Origin of the sequence: Serratia sp. JSRIV002 (assembly GCF_019968725.1) — a bacterium.
Lineage (GTDB): Bacteria > Pseudomonadota > Gammaproteobacteria > Enterobacterales > Enterobacteriaceae > Chania > Chania fonticola_B.
This window is the reverse complement of record NZ_CP074143.1, coordinates 1291879-1314573: the sequence shown is the minus strand read 5'-3', so window position 1 is coordinate 1314573 and position 22695 is coordinate 1291879. Positions and strand designations below refer to the sequence as shown.

General features: G+C 53.4%; 20 protein-coding genes and 1 tRNA gene. 15 read left to right on the top strand and 6 right to left on the bottom strand.

Annotated elements, in window-relative coordinates:
- The first annotated feature begins 413 nt into the window (after nt 1-413).
- Together KGP26_RS05970 and KGP26_RS05965 are read left to right on the top strand one after the other, a co-directional pair.
- Nucleotides 414-1583, top strand: coding sequence for an EmrA/EmrK family multidrug efflux transporter periplasmic adaptor subunit (locus KGP26_RS05970; RefSeq protein ID WP_021805554.1), 1170 nt, complete (start codon nt 414-416; stop codon nt 1581-1583).
- 3 nt (nt 1584-1586) lie between these two features.
- Complete coding sequence (locus tag KGP26_RS05965) at nt 1587-3122, top strand: DHA2 family efflux MFS transporter permease subunit (protein ID WP_021805555.1); 1536 nt, start codon at nt 1587-1589, stop codon at nt 3120-3122.
- A 38-nt stretch (nt 3123-3160) separates the two neighbouring features.
- On the opposite strand, the gene arsC is transcribed toward KGP26_RS05965, so the two are convergent.
- The 3 genes from arsC to KGP26_RS05950 are packed head-to-tail and all read right to left on the bottom strand — an operon-like array spanning nt 3161 to nt 5285.
- Nucleotides 3161-3580 carry a glutaredoxin-dependent arsenate reductase gene (gene arsC / locus KGP26_RS05960; protein ID WP_209528291.1) on the bottom strand — a complete coding sequence of 140 codons (420 nt, stop codon included), beginning with the start codon at nt 3578-3580 and terminating at the stop codon, nt 3161-3163.
- Between the two features lie 12 nt (nt 3581-3592).
- The gene (locus KGP26_RS05955; RefSeq protein WP_209528288.1) at nt 3593-4882 is read right to left on the bottom strand and encodes an arsenic transporter; all 1290 of its coding nucleotides are present in this window, start codon (nt 4880-4882) and stop codon (nt 3593-3595) included.
- 52 nt (nt 4883-4934) lie between these two features.
- The gene (locus KGP26_RS05950; RefSeq protein WP_218519794.1) at nt 4935-5285 is read right to left on the bottom strand and encodes a transcriptional regulator; all 351 of its coding nucleotides are present in this window, start codon (nt 5283-5285) and stop codon (nt 4935-4937) included.
- 305 nt (nt 5286-5590) lie between these two features.
- Here KGP26_RS05950 and KGP26_RS05945 point away from each other — a divergent pair, with 305 nt between their 5' ends.
- The 7 genes from KGP26_RS05945 (at nt 5591) to KGP26_RS05915 (ending at nt 13849) form a co-directional block, all read left to right on the top strand.
- The gene (locus KGP26_RS05945) at nt 5591-5944 is read left to right on the top strand and encodes a YdiL family protein (protein ID WP_223665149.1); all 354 of its coding nucleotides are present in this window, start codon (nt 5591-5593) and stop codon (nt 5942-5944) included.
- A 193-nt stretch (nt 5945-6137) separates the two neighbouring features.
- Nucleotides 6138-7346 carry an MFS transporter gene (locus KGP26_RS05940; RefSeq protein ID WP_094983039.1) on the top strand — a complete coding sequence of 403 codons (1209 nt, stop codon included), beginning with the start codon at nt 6138-6140 and terminating at the stop codon, nt 7344-7346.
- A gap of 568 nt (nt 7347-7914) precedes the next feature.
- Nucleotides 7915-9150: an MFS transporter gene (locus KGP26_RS05935; protein ID WP_223665148.1), complete on the top strand. Its 1236-nt coding sequence runs from the start codon at nt 7915-7917 to the stop codon at nt 9148-9150.
- Between the two features lie 62 nt (nt 9151-9212).
- Nucleotides 9213-10079: a quinate/shikimate dehydrogenase gene (gene ydiB / locus KGP26_RS05930; protein WP_021805559.1), complete on the top strand. Its 867-nt coding sequence runs from the start codon at nt 9213-9215 to the stop codon at nt 10077-10079.
- Nucleotides 10080-10155: 76 nt separating this feature from the next.
- Nucleotides 10156-10908 carry a type I 3-dehydroquinate dehydratase gene (gene aroD / locus KGP26_RS05925; RefSeq protein WP_115158787.1) on the top strand — a complete coding sequence of 251 codons (753 nt, stop codon included), beginning with the start codon at nt 10156-10158 and terminating at the stop codon, nt 10906-10908.
- A 180-nt stretch (nt 10909-11088) separates the two neighbouring features.
- A complete protein-coding gene (locus KGP26_RS05920) occupies nt 11089-12684 on the top strand; it encodes an acetyl-CoA--acetoacetyl-CoA transferase subunit alpha (protein WP_021805561.1) in 1596 nt (531 codons plus the stop codon).
- A gap of 13 nt (nt 12685-12697) precedes the next feature.
- On the top strand, nt 12698-13849 hold the full coding sequence (locus KGP26_RS05915; protein ID WP_021805562.1) for an acyl-CoA dehydrogenase: 1152 nt from the start codon (nt 12698-12700) through the stop codon (nt 13847-13849).
- Nucleotides 13850-13919: 70 nt separating this feature from the next.
- On the opposite strand, the gene KGP26_RS05910 is transcribed toward KGP26_RS05915, so the two are convergent.
- Nucleotides 13920-14804 (bottom strand): AraC family transcriptional regulator, encoded by an 885-nt coding sequence (locus tag KGP26_RS05910; RefSeq protein ID WP_218519795.1) that lies wholly within the window; start codon nt 14802-14804, stop codon nt 13920-13922.
- A gap of 361 nt (nt 14805-15165) precedes the next feature.
- Here KGP26_RS05910 and KGP26_RS05905 point away from each other — a divergent pair, with 361 nt between their 5' ends.
- From KGP26_RS05905 to fadK, 5 genes are all read left to right on the top strand, one after another.
- A complete protein-coding gene (locus tag KGP26_RS05905; protein ID WP_218519796.1) occupies nt 15166-15930 on the top strand; it encodes an electron transfer flavoprotein in 765 nt (254 codons plus the stop codon).
- A 22-nt stretch (nt 15931-15952) separates the two neighbouring features.
- The gene (locus KGP26_RS05900; protein ID WP_115158579.1) at nt 15953-16903 is read left to right on the top strand and encodes an electron transfer flavoprotein subunit alpha; all 951 of its coding nucleotides are present in this window, start codon (nt 15953-15955) and stop codon (nt 16901-16903) included.
- Nucleotides 16904-16962: 59 nt separating this feature from the next.
- A complete protein-coding gene (locus tag KGP26_RS05895) occupies nt 16963-18252 on the top strand; it encodes an FAD-dependent oxidoreductase (protein ID WP_021805566.1) in 1290 nt (429 codons plus the stop codon).
- Nucleotides 18249-18542 carry a ferredoxin family protein gene (locus tag KGP26_RS05890; protein ID WP_071681226.1) on the top strand — a complete coding sequence of 98 codons (294 nt, stop codon included), beginning with the start codon at nt 18249-18251 and terminating at the stop codon, nt 18540-18542. Before KGP26_RS05895 ends, KGP26_RS05890 begins: the two co-directional genes overlap by 4 nt.
- 232 nt (nt 18543-18774) lie before the next feature.
- Nucleotides 18775-20460 (top strand): medium-chain fatty-acid--CoA ligase, encoded by a 1686-nt coding sequence (gene fadK, locus KGP26_RS05885; protein WP_223665147.1) that lies wholly within the window; start codon nt 18775-18777, stop codon nt 20458-20460.
- 4 nt (nt 20461-20464) lie between these two features.
- Here fadK and KGP26_RS05880 read toward each other — a convergent pair.
- Nucleotides 20465-20537, bottom strand: a tRNA-Glu gene (locus KGP26_RS05880).
- A gap of 42 nt (nt 20538-20579) precedes the next feature.
- Nucleotides 20580-21899 (bottom strand): hypothetical protein, encoded by a 1320-nt coding sequence (locus tag KGP26_RS05875; protein WP_223665146.1) that lies wholly within the window; start codon nt 21897-21899, stop codon nt 20580-20582.
- 209 nt (nt 21900-22108) lie between these two features.
- Between KGP26_RS05875 and KGP26_RS05870 the strand changes: the two genes are divergently transcribed.
- Nucleotides 22109-22660 carry a phospholipase D family protein gene (locus tag KGP26_RS05870; protein ID WP_371824937.1) on the top strand — a complete coding sequence of 184 codons (552 nt, stop codon included), beginning with the start codon at nt 22109-22111 and terminating at the stop codon, nt 22658-22660.
- Nucleotides 22661-22695: the final 35 nt, after the last annotated feature.

Genomic DNA, 22695 nt, shown 5'->3' with positions numbered 1-22695 from the left:
GACTTGGTTTCACTCATTGTCGTTTCCTGGTGATATAAAAAACACGGGCAGCGTTGGTCAGCGATGTTTCTTCGCTCACGCTATATTTTAAGGATTTCAAGCTATCTACGAGCTTATAGCATAACCCTGTTTATAGTTCTAATTCGCTGTTGCCCCAGCTCCTGTAGTCACGGGGTGGACTTCACGTGTAGGACGCTGCCTGCAACGATTTCCGATGTCTCTGCTGGGTTACGGCAACGCCCGCTTTTATAATCACTACGAACTTTCAGCGTTTCCTCCCATAGGCCTATGCCGCTTTAAGCTGAAGGTGATTAACCAAGCCATTCAATGATTAAATTACGCGCTGTGCTTATTGCCCACAGCAGCGTAATGGTTTGCTATTGCTCATAAAACAGACAAGCAAGGGTTTTGCCATGCCACAATTACCGCAGCCAGACAGTAACCAGGTGAAAACACCATTAGAAAAAAGAAAGCAGTGGCTGCTCATTTTTCTAATGGTGATTATTATTGCGGCCATGGCCAGTGCAACCTGGTGGTATTTCAATTCGCGCAATGTGCAAAGCACCGATGATGCCTATGTGATGGGCAATCAGGTCACTATTTCATCACAGGTTAACGGCAGCGTGGTCAGCGTAAATTACACCAATACCGATTTAGTCCAGCAAGGGGATGTCTTGGTCAATTTAGATGATACCGATGCCAACCTCAACTTTAAAAAAGTCAAAAATAAGCTGGCGGAAACGGTGAGAAAAACCAAACAGATCTATATCAACGACGCCCAATATAACGCCAATATCGCCCAGGCTAAAATCGCTTACCAGCAAGCGCAGGCCGATTATCTACGCCGCACCAAGCTGATGGGAGCGGGGGCCTTTTCAAAAGAAGACCTGCAACATGCGCGTGATGCCGTTAACAGCAGCAAAGCGGCGCTGGACGTCGCTATCGAACAATATCGCGGCAATCGTATCCTGATCCAGAACTCCACGCTTGAACAGCAGCCGGCCATCCTGTTGGCGGCAGAACAAATGCGCGAAGCCTGGCTCGCGCTACAGCGCACCAAAATTCGCAGCCCGGTGACCGGCTATGTCGCTCAACGCAATGTGCAGGTGGGTGAAACACTCAGCGCTGGCCAGGCCTTATTATCCATCGTCCCGGCCGATCAGCTGTGGATTGACGCCAACTTCAAGGAAACCCAGCTCAGCGGCGTGCGCATTGGGCAAAAGGTGAGCGTGGTGAGCGATCTGTATGGCAGCAATGTGGTATTCGACGGCGTGGTTGAAGGGATCAATATGGGAACCGGCGGTGCGTTCTCGGTGCTGCCCGCGCAGAATGCCACCGGTAACTGGATCAAAGTGGTTCAACGCCTGCCGGTGCGTATTACCCTGGATGCGGAACAGCTCAAGGCATACCCATTGCGAATTGGCTTATCCACCACGGTGACCTTGCGCGAAAACAACACCAACGGCCCTGCGCTATCTACCACCCAACGCCTGAAACCGGCTTACCAAAGCCAGGCGCTGGTGCTCGATACCTCCAGTATCGACGCGGAAATCCAAGACATCATCAAAGCCAATGCGATGTGATTTATGAGCAATAACAACACACTGCTGCCGTTAAAAGGCTGGTCGTTGATCCTGGTGACGCTGTCGCTTTCGATGGCGACCTTTATGCAGATGTTGGACTCCACCATCTCCAATGTCGCCATTCCCACCATTTCCGGGTTTCTGGGGGCCTCTACGGACGAAGGAACCTGGGTGATCACCTCGTTTGGTGTCGCCAACGCGATCTCCATCCCGATAACCGGGCGTCTGGCGCAGCGGTTCGGCGAGCGTAAGCTGTTTTTAGCTTCGGTGACGTTGTTTGCACTGGCGTCGCTGTGCTGCGGGTTCTCCACCAATCTCGATATGCTGATCTTTTTCCGCGTCATTCAGGGATTGGTCGCAGGCCCGTTGATCCCACTATCGCAAAGCCTGCTGCTGCGTAACTACCCGCCAGAGAAGCGTAATATCGCGTTGGCGCTGTGGTCGATGACGGTGATTATCGCCCCGATCTTTGGCCCGATTATTGGCGGCTATATTTGCGATAACTACGACTGGGGCTGGATATTTTTAATCAACGTTCCGTTCGGCATCATCGTCGTTGCCATTACCGCATGGAAGCTGAGAGGAAGAGAAACGCCCACCGAGCCGGTAAAAATCAACCTGTTCGCCCTGAGCCTGCTGGTGCTCGGTGTGGGTAGCCTGCAAATCATGTTGGATAAAGGCAAAGACCTCGACTGGTTTAACTCTACCACCGTGATCGTGCTGGCCGTGATCGCCGTGGTCGCGCTGATTTTGCTGATTATCTGGGAAGCCACCAACGATAACCCGATCATCGATCTGAGCCTGTTCCGCTCACGTAACTTCAGCATCGGCATCCTGTGTATCAGTTGTGCGTATCTGATTTATGCCGGGGCGATTGTGCTGATGCCGCAACTGCTACAGACGGTGTTTGATTACACCTCGGTATGGGCAGGGCTGGCCTATGCCCCCATCGGGCTGATGCCGCTGCTGATCGCGCCATTGATTGGCCGCTACGGCGATCGTATAGATATGCGGGTATTGGTGACCTTTAGCTTTATCGTGTATGCCGGTTGCTATTACTGGCGTGCGATGACGTTTAATCCGGCGATTGATTTTACTGCCGTGGTGCTGCCGCAGCTGATGCAAGGCTTTGCCGTGGCTTGCTTCTTCCTACCGCTGACCACCATTTCATTGTCAGGGCTTGCACCAGAAAAATTCGCAGCGGCCACCAGCCTGAGCAACTTTTTCCGGACGTTATCTGGCTCGATCGGCACGTCACTCACCATGACCCTGTGGAGCCACCGGGAGTCATTTCATCATGCGCAGCTGACGCAGTCAGTGACGCAATTCAATCCGGCTGCGATCAGCCTGGATCACCAACTGCAACATCTGGGGTTCAATCAGCAGCAAGCCGCGACCTATATCAACGATCAAATTACCCAGCAGAGCCTGCTGATGTCGGCCAACGATATTTTCTATCTCTCTGCCGGGGTATTCCTGATGCTGACCTTGCTGGTGTGGTTCGCCAAGCCGCCGTTTAATACGGCCAAGGCCGGGTGATAAACGGGGAGTTAGAGAGGCGCTGCGCGCCTCCCGATTTACTTAATCCGTTTGCCGGCGCTATCAACAATCTTTTCGCCGTCCTCTTTGGCCAATGCACCAATTTGCGGATCGGGCAGGATATCAAGCACCGTTTCGGAGGGGCGGCATAGGCGGGTCCCCAGCGGCGTCACCACAATCGGCCGGTTAATCAGGATCGGGTGTTGCAACATAAAGTCGATCAGTTGCTCGTCAGTGAAGACGTCTGCTGCCAGCCCTAACTGCTCGTAGGGTTCCACGTTGTTGCGCAGTAAGGCCCGCACGCTGATCCCCATGTCTGCAATGAGCTTTACCAGTTCAGCGCGGCTGGGTGGTGTCTCCAGATAATGGACGATCGTTGGCTCTGTACCGCTGTTGCGAATCAGCGCCAGCGTATTACGCGAGGTGCCGCAGGCCGGGTTGTGGTAAATCGTAATCATGGGTGTTCCTCGCTACAAAGTGATGGATAGACGTAACGCCAAGGCCGTCAGCGTGACCAACAACACGGGTACGGTCATGATAATTCCGGTACGGAAGTAATATCCCCAGGTGATCGTCATGTTTTTCTGTGACAAGACATGCAGCCAGAGCAGCGTTGCCAAGCTGCCAATCGGCGTGATTTTGGGCCCCAGATCGCAGCCAATAACGTTGGCGTAAATCATGGCTTCCTTAATCACTCCTGACGCAGCACTTCCCTCAATGGACAGCGCGCCTATCAACACCGTTGGCATATTGTTCATAATGGATGACAGGAACGCAGTCAGGAAGCCGGTGCCAAGCGTGGCGGCCCATAAACCGTTCTCCGCCAGCAGGTTCAGCACGCTGGAGAGGTACTCCGTTAGCCCGGCATTGCGTAGGCCATAAACCACCAGATACATCCCCAACGAGAAAATGACGATCTGCCAAGGCGCACCGCGCAGCACCTTCCCGGTGTTGATGGCATGACCCCTTTTGGCCACCGCAAACAGGATCAGCGCCCCCACGGCAGCAATAGCGCTGACCGGAATGCCGAGCGGCTCCAGCACGAAGAAACCCACCAACAGCAGGACTAAGACCACCCAGCCAGTTTTGAACGTGGCCGGATCTTTAATGGCTTTCGCCGGCTGTTTCAGTCGTTCAAGATCATAGGTCGGCGGAATGTCCTTGCGAAAGAACAGGTGCAACATCACCAGCGTCGCAATAATCGCAGCGATATCGACAGGCACCATCACCGAAGCATATTGCGTGAACCCCAGATCGAAGAAGTCTGCCGAGACGATATTGACCAGATTGGACACAATCAGCGGCAGACTGGCGGTATCAGCAATAAACCCGGCAGCCATGACAAACGCCAACGTGGTGCCTTTACTGAACCCAAGCGCCAGCAGCATGGCGATCACTATGGGGGTAAGGATTAGTGCCGCTCCATCGTTGGCAAACAAAGCAGCCACGGCAGCACCTAGTAAGACAATGTAGGTAAACAGCAGGCGCCCCCGCCCGTTTCCCCAACGGGAGACATGCAGCGCAGCCCATTCGAAAAAGCCAGACTCATCGAGCAACAGGCTGATGATGATCACGGCGATAAAGGTCGCCGTAGCATTCCAGACAATATTCCATACCACCGGGATATCGACAATCTGCACCACTCCGGTAAGCAAGGCCAGCCCCGCGCCAAGTGTGGCACTCCACCCAATCCCTAACCCTTTCGGCTGCCAGATCACCAGCACGATGGTCAGGATAAATATCGCCCCAGCCAATAACATACTTACCACCTCAATTTTATATATGTATTTTCATATATGTTTGCGGAAAAATTTAGCTACACAGGGTTTTACCCTCGCGGGAGCCATTCGCCGCTGCCAGCTTACGTGCCATAGTGTGGAGCTCGTCCTGTTGACTCAACCAGGCTTGTTCAACAACCAGGGCTGCCCAGGCAGGAATATGCGGGGAAAGACGATAATGCACCCACTTGCCCTGCTTACGATCCAGCAGCAAACCGCACTCTCTAAGCATTGCCAAGTGGCGTGAGATCTTGGGTTGCGACTCTTCCAACCCGGTGCAAAGATCGCAAACGCACAGTTCACCCAGCTGTTTGAGCAGCAACACGATACCCAGGCGGGTTTCATCCGACAGGATTTTGAACAGCTGCAAGGAAGTCAGGGTCATGGGTCTCTCCACTACAATCGGTAGATAAATCATACCCACAGGCACTTTCAAGTCAATAACACATTTGAATTTTCATATATGTTTTCTCATCCCTTGTCCCAGAAAGCGGTCAACATGGTGTCGATACGTCCTTTCGGCAATATGGCTTTACATTTAAGCCCATTAAAAAGCCATAATACGGTAATATATTCACACCCCGGCAACAAATAATATTGCACCCAATAGTGTGAGCCTGTTCAAGACGAAAAACGCCCAATAATGCTATTTATTCTGCATGGTTTTCTCTAACGTGGATCTGCGTCATCATGAATCATTTAGAACTGCAGGCACTGCGTCAGCTTTTTTTTATGACGGTCGAAGAATGTGCGACCTATATTTCACCTGACAACAATTTAGCTACATGGCAGCAATGGGAGCGTGGTGAAAGTGAAATACCGGCCGCTATTATTGATACATTCACAAAAATGATTAAAAAAAAAAACCACATCAATGCCATCATCGACAAGATCAACAATCGCATTGGTAATAACACCATGCGCTTCTTCCCTGATTATGCGTCCTTTCTGGCTGTCTACGCCCAAGGTGATTATCTGGAATGGAAAATTTATCAGTCGGTCGCCGCACAACTTTATGCTTATGATCTCGAGCGGCTATGTTAACCCTGACTAATAGGACACATCGCGCTCATTAATCTGGATGGGATTTAATAAGGACGGCTTATCAACACCGCCTGCCCATAGTTTTGACTGACTATCACTCCTGACCGCAGTTTAACGCCTGTAACAATCTCGTGCCCAACCGTTTTTCCCGGCACGAATTATTTATTATGAACGAGTTTCAGAGCAACAACCTATGGAAAACAAGTATGTACCAACGGCCTTGGGGCTGTATCTGAATTATCTGGTGCACGGTATGGGGGTGATATTAATCAGCTTGAATATGCCTTATCTGGCAGAACAATGGCATACCGATGCCGCAGGCATTTCGATCGTCATCTCTTCTTTGGGCATTGGCAGGCTCAGTGTGTTATTAATCACCGGCATGTTATCCGATCGATTTGGCCGCAGACCCTTTATTTTTCTGGGGATAGTGTGCTATTTGGGCTTCTTTTTTGGCATTCTGCTTAGCCCCTCCATTATTGTCGCTTATGTATTTGGTTTTTTAGCTGGCGTTGCCAACAGTTTTCTCGACTCGGGCACCTACCCTACGCTGATGGAGGCGTTCCCCAAGTCGCCAGGTACCGCCAATATCTTGATCAAAGCCTTTGTCTCCGGCGGCCAGTTTATGTTGCCGATGGTCATCAGCCTGCTGGTCTGGGCTGAGGTCTGGTTTGGTTGGTCGTTCCTGATCGCTGCTGGCATTATGCTGCTCAATGGCCTGTTCCTGCTGCGCTGCCCATTCCCCGCTCATCCGGGGCGACGAGTGGCCACCGAACCCGATTTGAATGCGGATGACAACCCTCGCTGTTCCATCGTTGATCTCATCAGCTATACCCTATATGGCTATATCGCCATGGCCACCTTTTACCTGATCAGCCAGTGGCTGGCACAGTATGGCCAGTTTGTGGCGGGTATGAGCTATACGATGTCGATCAAGCTGCTGAGCATCTACACCATCGGCTCACTGATGTGCGTGTTCATCACCGCTGGGCTGGTAAAGAAAAGGTTTAAATCAACTACCTTTCTGATGCTGTATACCTTTATCTCCTTCATTACCTTACTCACCGTTTGCCTGTATCCCAACATGTACGTCGTGATGGTTTTCGCCTTTGTTATCGGCTTCTCTGCCGCAGGCGGGGTCATGCAGCTAGGGCTGACGCTGATGGCGACCCGCCTTCCCCACGCGAAAGGCAAAGCCACCGGCATCTATTACAGCGCCGGCAGCCTGGCAACGTTCACCATTCCTTTGATTACCGCCAAGATTTCCGAAACCAGTATCGCCAACATTATGTGGTTCGATACCGCTATCGCAGCCTGCGGCTTTCTGCTGGCGCTGTTTATTGGTTACCGTAGCCATAAAGAGGCCAATCGTCCCTTCAAGATGGCCCAAGTTATCAACTGATCCCACACTTTTACCTCCTCCTGAACACGCAGATAAACGGGCGCAGCATGCAGCGCCCCTACGTTATGAGCCAGTTGGAAAATGTGGCTTTATTCCTCCGTCCGGCACCACATACAATATTATTATGAACGCATGCAATATCAGACAGTATTCCGTCAGCAGCTGATCTCCAGACAAAGTAAATAGCTTGTTAATAACCATTCGCCTTCACCACGCCCAAACAGTAAACACCGTGCAGCAGCCTTCCATACCTGATTTAACCAGCGAAATATCGGCACAATTCGGCAACACCATCAAGCGCCACCTCAGCATCTTTCCCTGCAATAAAGTTGAAAACTAAAACGGCATATTACGTATTTATCACCTACTGCATTACCTATACTCAGCACACGTCAGGTTGCCGGTGTATTGGCGGTTATCCATGACCCAAGTTATTTACCACAGTGTGACTTATCGGGATGTTTTCACCCATTACTTTCCCGCAATGATTAATTAAAAAGAAAGGCCACCAGAACAACAGGTCCCTGGATCCAAAAACGTAAAAAATTAGCGACAAGCGGAGAACAGCATGAGCCAGAGCAAGGCCTTCAAAGCGCCATTTTTATTAGCGGTCATCAGTATCTATTTGAGTTATTTTCTCCATGGTGCCAGCGTCATTACGCTGGCACAAAACATGACGCCACTGGCCGAGAAGTTCGGCACCGACAACGCGGGCATTGCCTACCTGATATCTGGCATTGGGTTAGGTCGGCTAGTCAGCATTCTGTTCTTCGGCGTGATATCGGATAAGTTTGGCCGCCGCGCCGCCATTTTGATCGGCGTCGCCCTGTATATTCTGTTCTTCTTTGGCATCCCGGCCAGCCCTAATCTGATCGTCGCCTTTGGCCTGGCGGTGTGCGTTGGCGTTGCCAATGCGGCGCTTGACACCGGCGGCTATCCGGCCCTGATGGAGAGCTATCCCAAGACGTCCGGCTCGGCGGTGATCCTGGTGAAAGCCATGGTCTCTTTCGGCCAGATGTTCTATCCGATGCTGGTCAGCTACCTGCTGGTCAGCCACATCTGGTACGGCTACGCGATGGTCATCCCGGGGATCCTGTTCGTCCTGATCACCTTGCTGCTGCTTAAAAGCAAGTTCCCCAGCCAGCTGGTTGATGCCTCCGTGGCTAAAGAGTTGCCGCAGATGAACAGTAAGCCGCTAGCCTGGTTGGAGGGCGTCTCCTCCGTTATCTTCGGCGTAGCCGCATTCTCTACCTTCTACGTGATCGTGGTCTGGATGCCGAAATACGCAATGGCATTTGCCGGTATGGCGGAGGCCGACGCGCTGAAAACCATCTCCTGGTATAGCCTTGGCTCGCTGATGTGCGTGTTTATCTTCGCCCTGCTGTTAAAGAGCACCGTGCGCCCGGTATGGGCCAACGTGTTTAACGCCGGTGTCTCGGTGATCGCGGCAACCATTATCTATCTGTATCCCTCACCGCTGGTTTGTAACCTTGGTGCCTTTGCGATTGGTTTCTCCGCCGCCGGGGGGATATTGCAGCTTGGCGTCTCTGTCATGTCCGAGTTCTTTCCGAAAAGCAAAGCCAAGGTCACCAGCGTTTATATGATGATGGGCGGGTTAGCCAACTTCTTGATCCCATTGATCACCGGTTACCTCTCCAACATTGGTTTGCAATACATCATCCTGCTGGATATTGCCTTTGCCCTGCTGGCCTTTGTTACCGCCATCATCGTCTTCCTTCGCTATTACAGAGTATTCAAAGTCCCGCAAAGTGACCTGCGATTGGGCGAGCGCTTTTTCCAATAACGCAAAACAGCAATTACGCAGGTTTGCGTCCCACACGAACATGGTTAGACAAGGAGTTTAGAATGGATGTAACCGCAAAATATGAGCTTATCGGGCTGATGGCCTATCCGATCAGACACAGCTTATCGCCAGAGATGCAAAATAAAGCGTTGGATAAAGTCGGGCTACCTTTTACCTATATGGCTTTCGAAGTCGATACCACCACCTTCGCCAGCGCGATTGAAGGGCTGAAGGCGTTAAAAATGCGCGGCACCGGCGTCTCGATGCCTAACAAGCAGTTTGCCTGCCAGTATGTCGATGAGTTGACGCCAGCGGCCAAACTGGTTGGCGCTATCAACACCATCGTCAACGACGACGGCTATCTGCGCGGCTATAACACCGACGGTACCGGGCATATTCGGGCCATCAAGGAAACCGGTTTTGATATCAAGGGCAAAACCATGGTGCTGGTCGGTGCGGGTGGCGCTTCTACCGCTATCGGCGCACAGGCCGCCGTTGAAGGCATCAAAGAGATCAAGCTGTTTAATCGTAAGGACGAGTTCTTTGAACAGGCGCTCGACTTTGCCAAACGGGTCAACGACAACACCGACTGCAAGGTAACCGTGACCGATCTGGCAGACCAGCAAGCGTTTGCCAGCGCCATCGCCAGCGCGGATATCCTGACTAACGGCACCAAAGTCGGGATGAAGCCGCTGGAAAACGAGAGCATCGTTAGCGACATCGCCCTGCTGCGCCCGCAACTGCTGGTGACGGAGTGCGTGTATAATCCGCACATGACCAAGTTGCTGCAAATGGCCCAACAGGCAGGTTGCAAAACGGTGGACGGTTACGGCATGTTGTTATGGCAAGGCGCCGAACAGTTCAAACTGTGGACCGGCAAAGATTTCCCACTGGAATACGTTAAGCAAGTGATGGGATTCGAGGCGTAGCATTCCCGTAGCGCGTGGTGATGGGCTTAAATCACCACCTTATTGATTGCGGCAAAAGAGCATGCAAAAGGTAAAAATGAAAACCATAACCGTAAAAAACATTGTGTTCGGCGAAGGCGCGCCAAAAATCATTGTCTCGCTGATGGGCAAAGATATCCCTGCCGTGGTGGCTGAGGCGCAGGATTATCGTCACGCTGATTTCGATATTCTGGAGTGGCGCGTCGATCATTTTGCGGATGTCGCCACGCTCAGCAACGTGCTAGCCGCCGCCCGTCAGATCAAAGAGATCATTGCCGACAAGCCGCTGCTGTTTACCTTCCGCAGCGCGCAGGAAGGCGGTGAGCAGGCGTTGCCCCCACAGGCCTATATCGCGCTCAATCTGGCGGCGGTGGACAGCGGCCTGGTCGATATGATCGATCTGGAGCTGTTTACCGGCGACGAACTGCTCAAAGAGGCCGTGGCCCATGCCCACGCCAAGAACGTCTTGGTCATCATGTCGAATCATGATTTCCATAAAACGCCGCCGCAGGAGGAAATCGTCAAGCGCCTGTGCAAAATGCAGGAATTGGGAGCCGATATTCCGAAAATCGCCCTGATGCCGCAAAACAAAAGTGACGTATTGACGCTGCTGGCCGCGACGCTGGAAATGCACGAAAAGCATGCCAACGGGCCGATAATCACCATGTCGATGGCCAAAACCGGCATTGTATCCCGGTTAGCGGGCGAAACCTTTGGCTCTGCGGCCACCTTTGGCGCGGTCAAGAAAGCCTCCGCGCCGGGGCAAATCTCCGTCACGGATTTACGCACCATATTAACGATACTGCATTAATTCAGTGGCGTACTGATATTACTGTCGGCGGGAATAATCGTCTTTCCGCCGAATAAAACAAGTCACTAAAAAGAGCAATCAATTTTTCATGCAGCTTAATTGCGGCATCCGCGCGCCTGCGTGCGAGTTTGGTTGCCCCGCAAAATAAAATAAATGCATCGGTCATTAACAGGAGTAATTATGGAACTGGTAAAACCGAAAAGAATCAATGGCAGAGTCCCGGTATTATCGGCACAAGAGGCGGTAAATTATATTCCTGACGAAGCCACCTTATGCGTATTAGGGGCCGGTGGCGGTATTCTGGAGGCCACCACCTTAATTACCGCGCTGGCAGAGAAATATCAAACCTCGCAAACCCCGCGTGACCTGTCATTAATCAGCCCGACAGGGTTAGGCGACCGCGCCGATCGCGGTATCAGCCCACTGGCACAGGTTGGGCTGGTGAAATGGGCACTGTGCGGGCATTGGGGACAATCCCCACGCATCTCCGATCTGGCCGAGCAGAACAAGATTGCGGCCTACAACTATCCCCAAGGCGTGTTGACCCAGACCCTACGGGCCGCAGCGGCGCACCAACCGGGGATTTTAAGCGAGATCGGGATTGGTACCTTCGTCGACCCGCGCCAGCAAGGCGGCAAACTCAATGAGGTGACCAAAGAAGATCTCATCAAGCTGGTCGAGATCGATAACCAGGAATATCTCTACTACAAGGCTATTGCGCCCAACGTCGCCTTTATTCGCGCCACCACCTGCGACAGCGAAGGCTATGCCTCGTTCGAAGATGAGGTGATGTATCTGGACGCGCTGGTGATTGCCCAGGCGGTGCATAACAACGGCGGCATCGTGATGATGCAGGTGCAAAAAATGGTCAAGAAGGCGACGCTGCACCCTAAATCGGTGCGCATCCCTGGCTATCTGGTTGATATCGTAGTGGTCGATCCACAGCAGACGCAGCTGTATGGCGGCGCCCCGGTAAACCGCTTTATTTCCGGCGATTTCGTGCTCGATGACAGCACCCAAATCGCCCTGCCCCTTAACCAGCGCAAACTGGTGGCGCGACGTGCACTCTTTGAGATGCGTAAAGGAGCTGTGGGCAACGTTGGGGTGGGCATTGCCGATGGCATTGGGCTAGTCGCCCGCGAAGAGGGATGTGCCGATGATTTCGTGCTGACGGTCGAGACCGGCCCCATTGGCGGTATTACCTCGCAGGGCGTGGCCTTCGGCGCGAACGTCAACACCCGTGCCGTCCTGGATATGACCTCCCAGTTCGATTTCTACCACGGCGGTGGGCTAGATGTCTGTTACCTGAGCTTTGCCGAGGTGGATCAACAGGGCAACGTTGGCGTGCATAAATTCAACGGCAAAATCATGGGCACCGGTGGCTTTATCGATATCAGCGCGACGTCGAAAAAGATTGTGTTCTGCGGCACCCTCACCGCCGGCAGTTTAAAAACCGACATCACCGACGGCAAGCTGAATATTGTGCAGGAAGGGCGCGTCAACAAATTCATCAAACAATTACCAGAGATCACCTTTAGCGGCAAAATCGCGCTCGAACGGGGATTAGACGTGCGCTACATCACCGAACGCGCCGTCTTTACGCTCAAAGCCGATGGTCTGCACCTGGTTGAAATTGCCCCCGGCGTCGATTTGGAAAAAGACATTCTGGCAAAAATGGATTTCGCCCCGGTTATTTCCCCGCAGTTAAAACTGATGGACGAAAGACTGTTTATCGACGGCGTCATGGGTTTCACTTTACCTGAAGCGGTATATTAAAAGGAGTAAGGCTATGGACTTTTCTTTAACTGAAGAGCAGGAACTGCTGCTTGCCAGTATTCGGGAGCTGATCGGCAATAACTTTTCGGAAGAGTATTTCCGCACCTGCGATCAGACCTCAACCTACCCTACCGAGTTTATGCGCGCGCTCGCCGATAGCGGTATTTCTCTATTAGGAGTGCCGGAAGAGTTCGGCGGTATTCCGGCGGACTATGTCACCCAGATGCTGGCGCTGATGGAAGTCTCCAAATGTGGCGCACCGGCGTTCCTGATCACCAACGGCCAGTGTATTCACAGCATGCGCCGTTTTGGCTCAGCCGAACAGCTACGCAAGACAGCAGAAAGCACGCTGGCCACTGGCGATCCGGCCTATGCGCTGGCCCTGACCGAACCGGGCGCAGGTTCGGACAATAGCGCCGCGACCACCACCTACACCCGTAAAAACGGCAAGGTGTATCTGAACGGGCAAAAAACCTTTATCACCGGTGCCAAAGAATACCCGTATATGCTGGTTCTGGCGCGCGACCCCGAGCCCAAAGATCCGAAAAAGGCCTTCACCCTGTGGTGGATGGAATCCAACAAGCCGGGCATTAAGGTCAATCCGCTGCACAAGATCGGCTGGCATATGCTGAGCACCTGCGAAGTTTACCTTGATAACGTTGAGGTGGATGAGAGCGATAGGGTGGGTGAAGAAGGCATGGGCTTCCTCAATGTGATGTACAACTTTGAAATGGAGCGCCTGATCAACGCCGCACGCAGCGCCGGTTTCGCCGAGTGCGCGTTTGAAGATGCCGCCCGTTATGCCAACCAGCGTATCGCCTTCGGCAAGCCGATCGGCCATAACCAGATGATCCAGGAAAAGCTGGCGCTGATGGCGATCAAGGTCGACAACATGCGCAATATGGTGATGAAAGTGGCCTGGCAGGCGGATCAGAAACAGTCACTGCGCACCAGCGCCGCGCTGTGTAAGCTCCACTGCGCCCGTACGGCGATGGAAGTAATTGATGACGCCATCCAGATCATGGGCGGGCTGGGCTATACGGATGAGGCTCGGGTTTCCCGCTTCTGGCGTGACGTACGCTGCGAAAGGATTGGCGGTGGCACCGATGAAATCATGATTTATATTGCTGGCCGCCAGATCCTCAAAGACTACCAGAGCAAATAAGGCACTAAAACGCCAGGAGGTAGCCAATAAGCCAACCTCCTGGCGCATTATCAATAAGCCACCAGCAGATTCAACCCGGTAAACATGCCTGTTCCACCAAGTTATTATTGAACTGCTTACGATAATCACTTGGGGAACAACCGACATGACGCATAAATAATTTGGCAAAATGGTCGACGTTTTCGTACCCAACCCGCCAGGCGATCTCATTGAGGCTATTATCGGTATTGGTCAGCGTAAACTTGGCCTCGGTGATCCGGCGCTGAATAACGTAATTAATCGGTGATATATGATATTCACGAGCAAACTCATGGCAAATATAGCTGACACTGGCGCGGAATTTTTTAGCTAGCTGTTCGAGCGTGATCTTCTCACGATAGTTATTATTCAAATAAACCAGTACATCCTTCACCAGCACATCTTTTTTAATGTACCCCAACTCTGAACGGTAAGCGTTTTTAAAGTTTTCATAAAACAGCGCGGTGAGGGCATAACCATAAGCATCATAAATCGATGAGGTTAACTCGTTTTTCTGCTGGGGCAATCTCACGCCGAGTTCATTAAGGATCGCTTTTATCACCTCCCCCCCTTGCCCAACGGAAACTACCGGGCAGGAGTGAGGTTGTAAAATCTGATTCTCTTCCCAGTCCTGAAACTTGAAGCCATGGACGGCACAGGTATAGGTGGTAGCCGGAGAGGTGCAGTCTGATGCTACCGCATGGAGCCGACCAGGCTCAATAACCACGATATCACCAGCGTGTGCCACGTAGTAAGAGGAATCGATGACCAGCCTGGCCACCCCCTGCTTAACGTAAATCAGCTCGCTCTCATCATTATGCACATGATGCCCAGACTCCCAGTTGGGATCGTCACTGATGACGAACCGCGAGAGCTTTGGCGTCATCCCCTGCGCAAAAAGGGCTTCTTTTTTATTATCGAAACAGCGCTGAAACATGGCAACCTCCACACAAAAACGTTGGCTTTGGCAAAATGATCAGTGGCTAAAATAGAGCGACAGAAAACAATATACAATATGAGCCCAGACGACTAAAACAAGATAGTTTGCCCCACGTGCAAGATGGCACGAAAATAAAATCACCACGATCGCGCCGCCGGCTTACCTTACTCATTGGCAAACCATTTTCCCGCACAACAATCCATCCGTTATTAGCCGTTTTTTTGCAAGATTGTTAGCAACAAAAACAGATTATCCAGTCGTAAATCCCCCTGCGCACTCGCAATATATTGTCATGCTTTTTGTCCTTTCCGCTGATAGAACGCTCTCTGCCGCCAGCGAGCGACCCACAGGAGATACCATGAAAATAATAACCTGCTTTAAGCTGGTCCCCGAAGAGCAAGATATTGTGGTTACCGCACAACGTACGCTCGATTTCGATCACGCCGAAGCCAAAATCAGCCAGTTCGATTTAAATGCGATCGAGGCCGCCACCCAACTGGCAACAGAGAACGATCACATTACCGCACTCTGCGTGGGCGGCTCGATGCTGCAAAACTCCAAGGTGCGTAAGGACGTTCTGTCGCGCGGCCCTCATGAGCTTTATCTGGTGCAGGATGCGCAACTGGAAAATGCGCTGCCGATGGATACCGCACACGCGCTGGCTGCCGCCGCAGACAAAATCGGCTTTGATCTGATGCTGTTTGGTGAAGGTTCCGGGGATTTATATGCCCAGCAGGTGGGCCTGTTGGTTGGGGAAATCTTGCAGCTCCCTACCGTTAATGCCGTCAGCCAGATCCAATTTGCCGGTGATCGTGTACTGGTTGAGCGCACGCTCGAAGAAGAGGTCGAGGTGCTTGAACTACCACTTCCAGCAGTTATCTGCGTGACCTCAGATATTAACGTTCCCCGCATTCCGACGATGAAGGCGATCCTCGGCGCCGGCAAAAAGCCGATCAATCAGTGGCAAGCCAATGACATTGCCTGGAGCCAGACGCCGCCTTTGGCCGAGCTGGTCGAGATCACCGTACCGCCGCAGAAACAGCGCCAACGCATCATTCTGGAAAACGACTCGCCGGAAGCCATTGCCGAGCTGGCGGACCATCTGAAAAAAGCGCTGAACTAACCCACGACTGGAGAAAATCATCATGAGTAAACTGACAAACGTATGGGTGTTCAGCGACAACGTTGAGCGCTACGGCGAACTGATAGCAGGCGCACGCCAGTGGGGCGAGCATGTTTATGGCATCGTGCAGGACAGCGAACAGGTTGCCAGGCTCAAGTCTCTGGGTGCAGACGGCATCTACGTGCTGGAGAAAACCTCCGCACTGCAGCGCATTGAAAATTATGCTGAAACCCTGGCGGACATCTTGAAAGAGGTCAACGGCGAACAGACTCCGGCCCTGGTGCTGATGGCAGCCACCAAACGCGGTAAAGCACTCACCGCCCGCCTGGGTGTGTTACTGAACGCAGCGGTAGTGAACGATGTGACCGCCGTGCACGTCGACGGGGCTGATTTCATCGCCGAACACCGTATGTACGGCGGATTGGCCTTCGGTAAGGAAAAAATCAATACCACCACTGCCATCATCACCCTGGCTCCCGGCGTGATGGAGCCTGCCGCCGCCGACCCGGCTCATGACTGCCTGGTCACTCAACTCAGCTATGTTACCCCGCGCCAGGAAATCCTCTGCAAGGAGCGCCGTGCCAAAGCGCTGAGCAGCGTCGATCTCAGCAAGGCCAAACGCGTGGTTGGTGTCGGACGTGGGCTGGCTGCACAGGACGACCTGAAAATGGTCCATGAGTTGGCAGCCCTGTTAGGAGCAGAAGTTGGCTGCTCTCGCCCTATCGCCGAGGGCGAAAACTGGATGGAACGCGAGCGCTATATCGGGGTATCTGGCGTGCAGTTGAAATCCGATCTCTACCTGATGTTGGGCATTTCCGGGCAGATCCAGCATATGGTCGGCGGCAACGGCGCCAAGATCATTGTCGCGGTGAACAAGGACAAAAACGCCCCGATCTTCAACTATGCCGACTACGGCCTGGTGGGCGACATTTACAAAGTGGTCCCAGCCCTGATCGACCAGTTAGGTCGTTAACCCTTTGATTCACTGCACGCATCTCGCCGCACACCCGCGGCGAGATAGGGAGCATAAGCATGTCGGACGATAAATTTGATGCCATCGTGGTCGGTGCTGGCGTCGCTGGTGCCGTAGCCAGCTACGTGATGGCGCAGGCCGGGTTGGATGTGCTGGTCATCGAGCGTGGCAACAGCGCTGGCAGTAAGAATATGACCGGAGGCCGCCTGTATGCCCATAGCCTGGAACGCATCATGCCTGGGTTCGCACAGGAGGCGCCAGTAGAGCGCAAGGTCACCCGCGAGAAGATCTCATTCATGACGGAGGAAAGCGCCGTCACGCTCGATTTTCACAGCGAGAAACCGGATATTGCCGCCCAGGCGTCTTACACCGTGCTGCGCAACCGCTTCGATCCCTGGTTGATGGAAAAAGCCGAACAGGCGGGAGCACAGTTTATCTCGGGCGTCCGCGTCGACGCGCTGATACGGGAAGGTAATCAGGTCACCGGCGTGCAGGCGGGCGACGATATCCTGAAGGCTGACATAGTGATCCTGGCTGACGGCGTGAATTCCATGCTCGGCCGCTCGATTAACCTGTTGCCCCCTTCTTCGCCACATCACTATGCCGTAGGCGTCAAAGAGCTTATCGGTTTATCCCCCTCGGTGATCGAAGATCGCTTTAACCTCTCTGGCAATGACGGGGCCGCCTGGCTGTTTGCCGGTTCCCCGTCCAACGGCCTGATGGGGGGAGGATTTCTCTATACCAATCGGGACTCCCTCTCTCTAGGGCTGGTATGCGGCCTGGGAGAGATTGGCCACGCGGGGAAAAGCGTGCCCCAGATGCTGGAGGACTTTAAGCAGCACCCATCCATTCGCCCGCTGATCCAGGGGGGAAAGCTGCTGGAGTACGGTGCTCACCTGGTTCCGGAAGGTGGCAAGGCGATGATACCCACGCTGGCTGACGGCGGCGTAATGATCGTCGGCGATGCGGCAGGATTCTGCCTGAACCTGGGCTTTACCATACGCGGCATGGATCTGGCCATTGCATCGGCACAGGCGGCTGCCAATACGGCCATCGCGGCCAAGCAGCGGCAGAACTTTTCCGCCAGCAGCCTAGGGGAATATAAGCACGCCTTGGAGCAAAACTGTGTGATGCATGAGGTGCACTACTTCCGCAAAATCCCTGCGCTGATGGAAAACCCGCGCCTGTTTACGCAGTACCCGCGCATGGTCGCGGACATCATGGGGGATATGTTCACTATCGATGGCAGCCCTACCCAGCCCGTGCGTAAGGCTCTGATGAAAAGAGTGAAACAGATTGGGCTGATGAATTTATTGAAAGACGGCATCAAGGGGGCGACAGCGCTATGAGCAGCGAAAATCCGGTCAACGTAGACGTCAAACTGGGCATCAACAAGTTCCATGTTAATGAAGGCCATCCACACATCATTCTGGTGGATAACCCCAACATGGAGGAGTTCCGTAAGCTGATGCTGGCTTGCCCTGCCGGGCTGTATAAGCAAGACAGCACAGGCAATATCCATTTCGATTCTGCCGGTTGTCTGGAATGCGGAACCTGCCGCGTGCTGTGCGGCGACACCATTCTTGAGCAGTGGGAATATCCTTTGGGGACGTTTGGCGTCGAGTTTCGCTACGGCTGAGCCCCTCACCCTAACCCTCTCCCACAGGGAGAGGGAGCTGATAGCCCTTGCACTTTTGGCAGTAAAGAGACCATCTCAGCAAACCGCTCGTCACTCATCAAAGGTGAGTCACTACAATTTCAAACACGCTCGATCGGTCCCCTCTCTCTACGGGAGAGGGTTAGGGTGAGGGGCAATGTTTACCGGACCAGAACAGTTCACCCCCCCAGAAATAATGAATAGAGATAAACCAATGAGTGTCACGATAAAACTCAATCCTGAGCGCCGGGCCAAATACCGGCAACAAGGTTTTTGGGGCGATGCCTCGCTTGCCGATTACTGGCATCAAACCCAGCAGGCCATGCCGGAAAAGATTGCCGTGATCGACAATCGAGGAACTTCCTATACCTATGCCGCCCTCGACCGCGCGGCAAGTAGCTTGGCAGCATGGCTGATCTCCTGCGGTATTCAACCGGGTGACCGCATCGCCTTTCAGCTTCCCGGCTGGTGTGAGTTTACCGTGATCTACCTGGCCTGCCTGAAAACGGGGGCGGTTTCCGTTCCCCTGCTTCCCTCCTGGCGAGAGGCAGAGCTGGTCTGGGTGCTGAACAAATGCCAGGCCAAGGTGCTGTTCGCGCCAACCTCGTTCAGAAATACCCGGCCAATTGAGCTCATCTTGCCGCTATGCGATCAAATACCTGGCCTGCTTGAGGTGGTGGCCGTTGATAAGCTTTCCCCCGCAACAACCGTCCCCGCACTTAGCCAGTTGCTACGGGATGTTCCACCACTGATTACACCGGTCAGCGTGCATGGCGATGAGCTGGCCGCCGTGCTGTTCACCTCCGGTACCGAAGGCAAACCCAAAGGCGTGATGCTGACGCACAATAATATTCTGGCCAGCGAGCGTGCCTACTGCGCGCGGCTTAATCTCACCTGGCTGGATACCTTCCTGATGCCCGCACCGCTGGGGCATGCGACCGGTTTCTTGCACGGCGTGACGGCCCCCTTTCTGATTGGCGCACGCAGCGTTCTGCTGGATATCTTTAATCCGCTCGATTGCCTTGCCCTGCTGCAACAAGAGCGCTGTACTTGCGTGCTCGGAGCAACGCCTTTTGTCTATGACCTGTTATGCACCCTGCAACAACAGCCGCACGACATCTCATCGTTACGCTTCTTCCTGTGCGGCGGCACCACCATCCCGAAAAAAATTGCCCAGGATTGCCTGCAAATGGGCATTAAACTACTCAGCGTCTACGGCTCGACGGAAAGTTCGCCACACGCGGTGGTCAACCTGGACGATCCCCTTTCCCGCGTGATCAACACCGACGGTTTTGCCGCACCTGGGATAGAAATCAAAGTGGTGGATAAAGAGCGTAACCCACTCCCCAACGGTGAAGAAGGCGAAGAAGCCTCACGTGGCCCCAACGTATTTATGGGATATCTGGATGAGCCCGAGCTGACTGCCCGATCGCTGGATGAGGATGGCTGGTACTACAGCGGTGACCTGTGCCGCATGGATGCCGACGGCTACATTAACATTACCGGCCGCAAGAAGGATATTATCGTGCGCGGCGGGGAGAATATCAGCAGCCGCGAAGTGGAGGATATCCTGATGCAACATCCACGTATCCATGATGCCGCGATTGTCGCCATGCCGGATGAACGATTAGGGGAAAGATCCTGCGCCTACGTGGTGCTGAAGGCCGCTTACGGCTCACTCACCCTGGAGGAGGTCATCGCGTTCTTTGGCCGCAAGCGGGTCGCCAAATACAAATACCCTGAACACCTGGTGGTGGTGGACAACCTGCCGCGTAACGCCTCAGGCAAGATACAAAAATTCCTGCTACGTCAGGATATTATCCAGCGTCTTGGCAAAGAGGTTAAACAGGCAGCCATGGGAAGAAGAGACGATGTTCGCGTTACGGAACAAGCAAAATGAAAGGCTCTGGCAACAGGGCTCGAACCTGTGTCCAGTCGGATGGAGAGCCGACTGCTCTACCACTGAGCTATACCAGAGTTAGGGCTATTATCTACGAGCCGTCAGCCCGGTCAAGCGGGCTAACCGCCTTTACCGGAAAAATAGCCCGCCTTGCGCAGTATCAGGGCGATCTCCGGCTTATCCACCACCACGCCATGAACCAGCTCCGGCGTTGGCACAAAAGGCACTGCCTGCCGATTGCGGCGTGGGCCGATCCAACCCTTGTTATAAGGATCGACGCCAAACTGCGCGCAGACCCGCTGCACATCGGCTTTGGTACAACTGCTGGCACCAGAAAACACTTCCCAAGGCAACGGCAGATGCGCCCACACCTGAGTATCCGGCTCCAACCCACCGCCAGTCTGATAGTGCCAGGCGGCGACGTCCCCAGCCATAAGGCGTAGCACTTTACCTAGGCACATCTGTTCGACCATCTCCTCCATGCCTAATACGACAGCCAGCGCAAGCCAACCTTGCCTGGCGCTGTTCCAGGCTCCAGCCAGGGCATTCCAGGTAGAGGAGTCATCGCCACGCTTTACTATCATGGTCTGGCGATTGAAGGTATTGCGTTGCCAGATCAATTGCAGCAATCCGGCCAGCTCGTTGAGCTGTGCCAGATAGAGAGTGAACAAGCTCAGCTTTTGCCGATCGTCGAGGTACTTTACGATGTCACGATCCGGCATGATATGGGCAATGGCGTACCAGCCCGCCGATGTCGGCGCCTGTTGTACCCGCGCCAGCAGCATCTCGCCAATCTGGTCAAAAGCACGATCCTGAGCCTGGTTGGTAAACACGCTGCGGCGGTTCATGCGGGCGGAAAGCCAGGCAATAAAGCAGGCAACGTCCGGCGTGGAAGCAAAATCCTCATAGCGGATCATCATTGCCAGCCCCGATTTGGCCATCCGGGTCGCCTGGTATTTTTGCGTTTCCAGTTGGTAGGTCGCCAGCTTGCTCTCAAAGCGCTGCAGAAAACGGAACAGCTTGTTATAGCGCCGTTTGGAGATATCCATGCCCGCCTGTCGCCGCTGCGCACGGCTGAAACGGTCGACGATAAAATTATTACTGCCTGGAGCTTTCTGGATCTCCACCGACAGTTGCTCAATCAGTTGGCGAACCTGTTGAATATCGCTGCAATCAACGCTGTCCAACACCGGGGCACCAGCAAATAACTCTCCTGCCTTCGCCACCTGTTTCTCTGGAGCGACCGGTTGACGAAATTCCTGCATCATCGAGGTCATCTGTACCAGGCCGGACTTCAGTGACCCAGTCGCTACCTGCCGTAGCTGAGCCGTTTCCACTGGAGTCAGGGAGTCTCCCAACTGCGTGAGGATCAGTTCAGCCACGTCTTCCGGCCGTAAGCGTTTTTGCAGGGAGGAGAACAGCTGAGCAAGGTTATCCATCAGGCTTAATCCGTTAAAAAGTTAAAATCTTGTGAGGTCAGGTGACGCTGGCTTCAGCCTAAGCATCTTCCAGATGACATATTGTTGACTATTTTGATAGAGGTCAATTGATCAACCCGTTTAGTCGTGAAATGTCCCCTGCGACCAAGTTAAACTCAGCGAACCTGGCCGCTTTGTTATTCCTACCGCGTTCACCGTGGAGCACAAAATTGTTTAAATACCGGATCAATTGGCTAGCACTGATCGCTGTCGTCGCCTTGCCCACCGCTGCCAATGCGGCCTCACACGTGCAAGTGGGATTTTCGCCAGAAGGCTCGGCGCGGGCGTTGGTGCTGAATATTATCGGCCACGCACATCAGTCCATCCAAATGATCGGTTATTCTTTCCAGGCACCCGATATCACCCAGGCGCTGGTAGCGGCGCACAATCGTGGAGTGGAGGTGCGCGTGGTAGTCGATAAACGCCGGAATCAGGGCAAAGCCAGCCAGGCTGCAATTAACTACGCGGCCACTCACGGCTTACAGATGCGCATCGATGGGCATTATCATATTCAGCACGACAAGACGATTATTGTCGATGGCAAGACGGTGGAAACCGGCTCGTTTAACTATGCTCCCTCAGCTGAAACACAAAATAGCGAAAACGTGGTGGTACTGCACCATATGCCCGACGTTACCAGGCAGTTCATTGCGCACTGGCAAAGCCGCTGGGATTTGGGCCTGCCTTACAAAGTGAGGCTTGAAGCCACGAAACTGCCATAATAAGTTCATCTGCAAGCGTTGCCACTTCGGGCAAG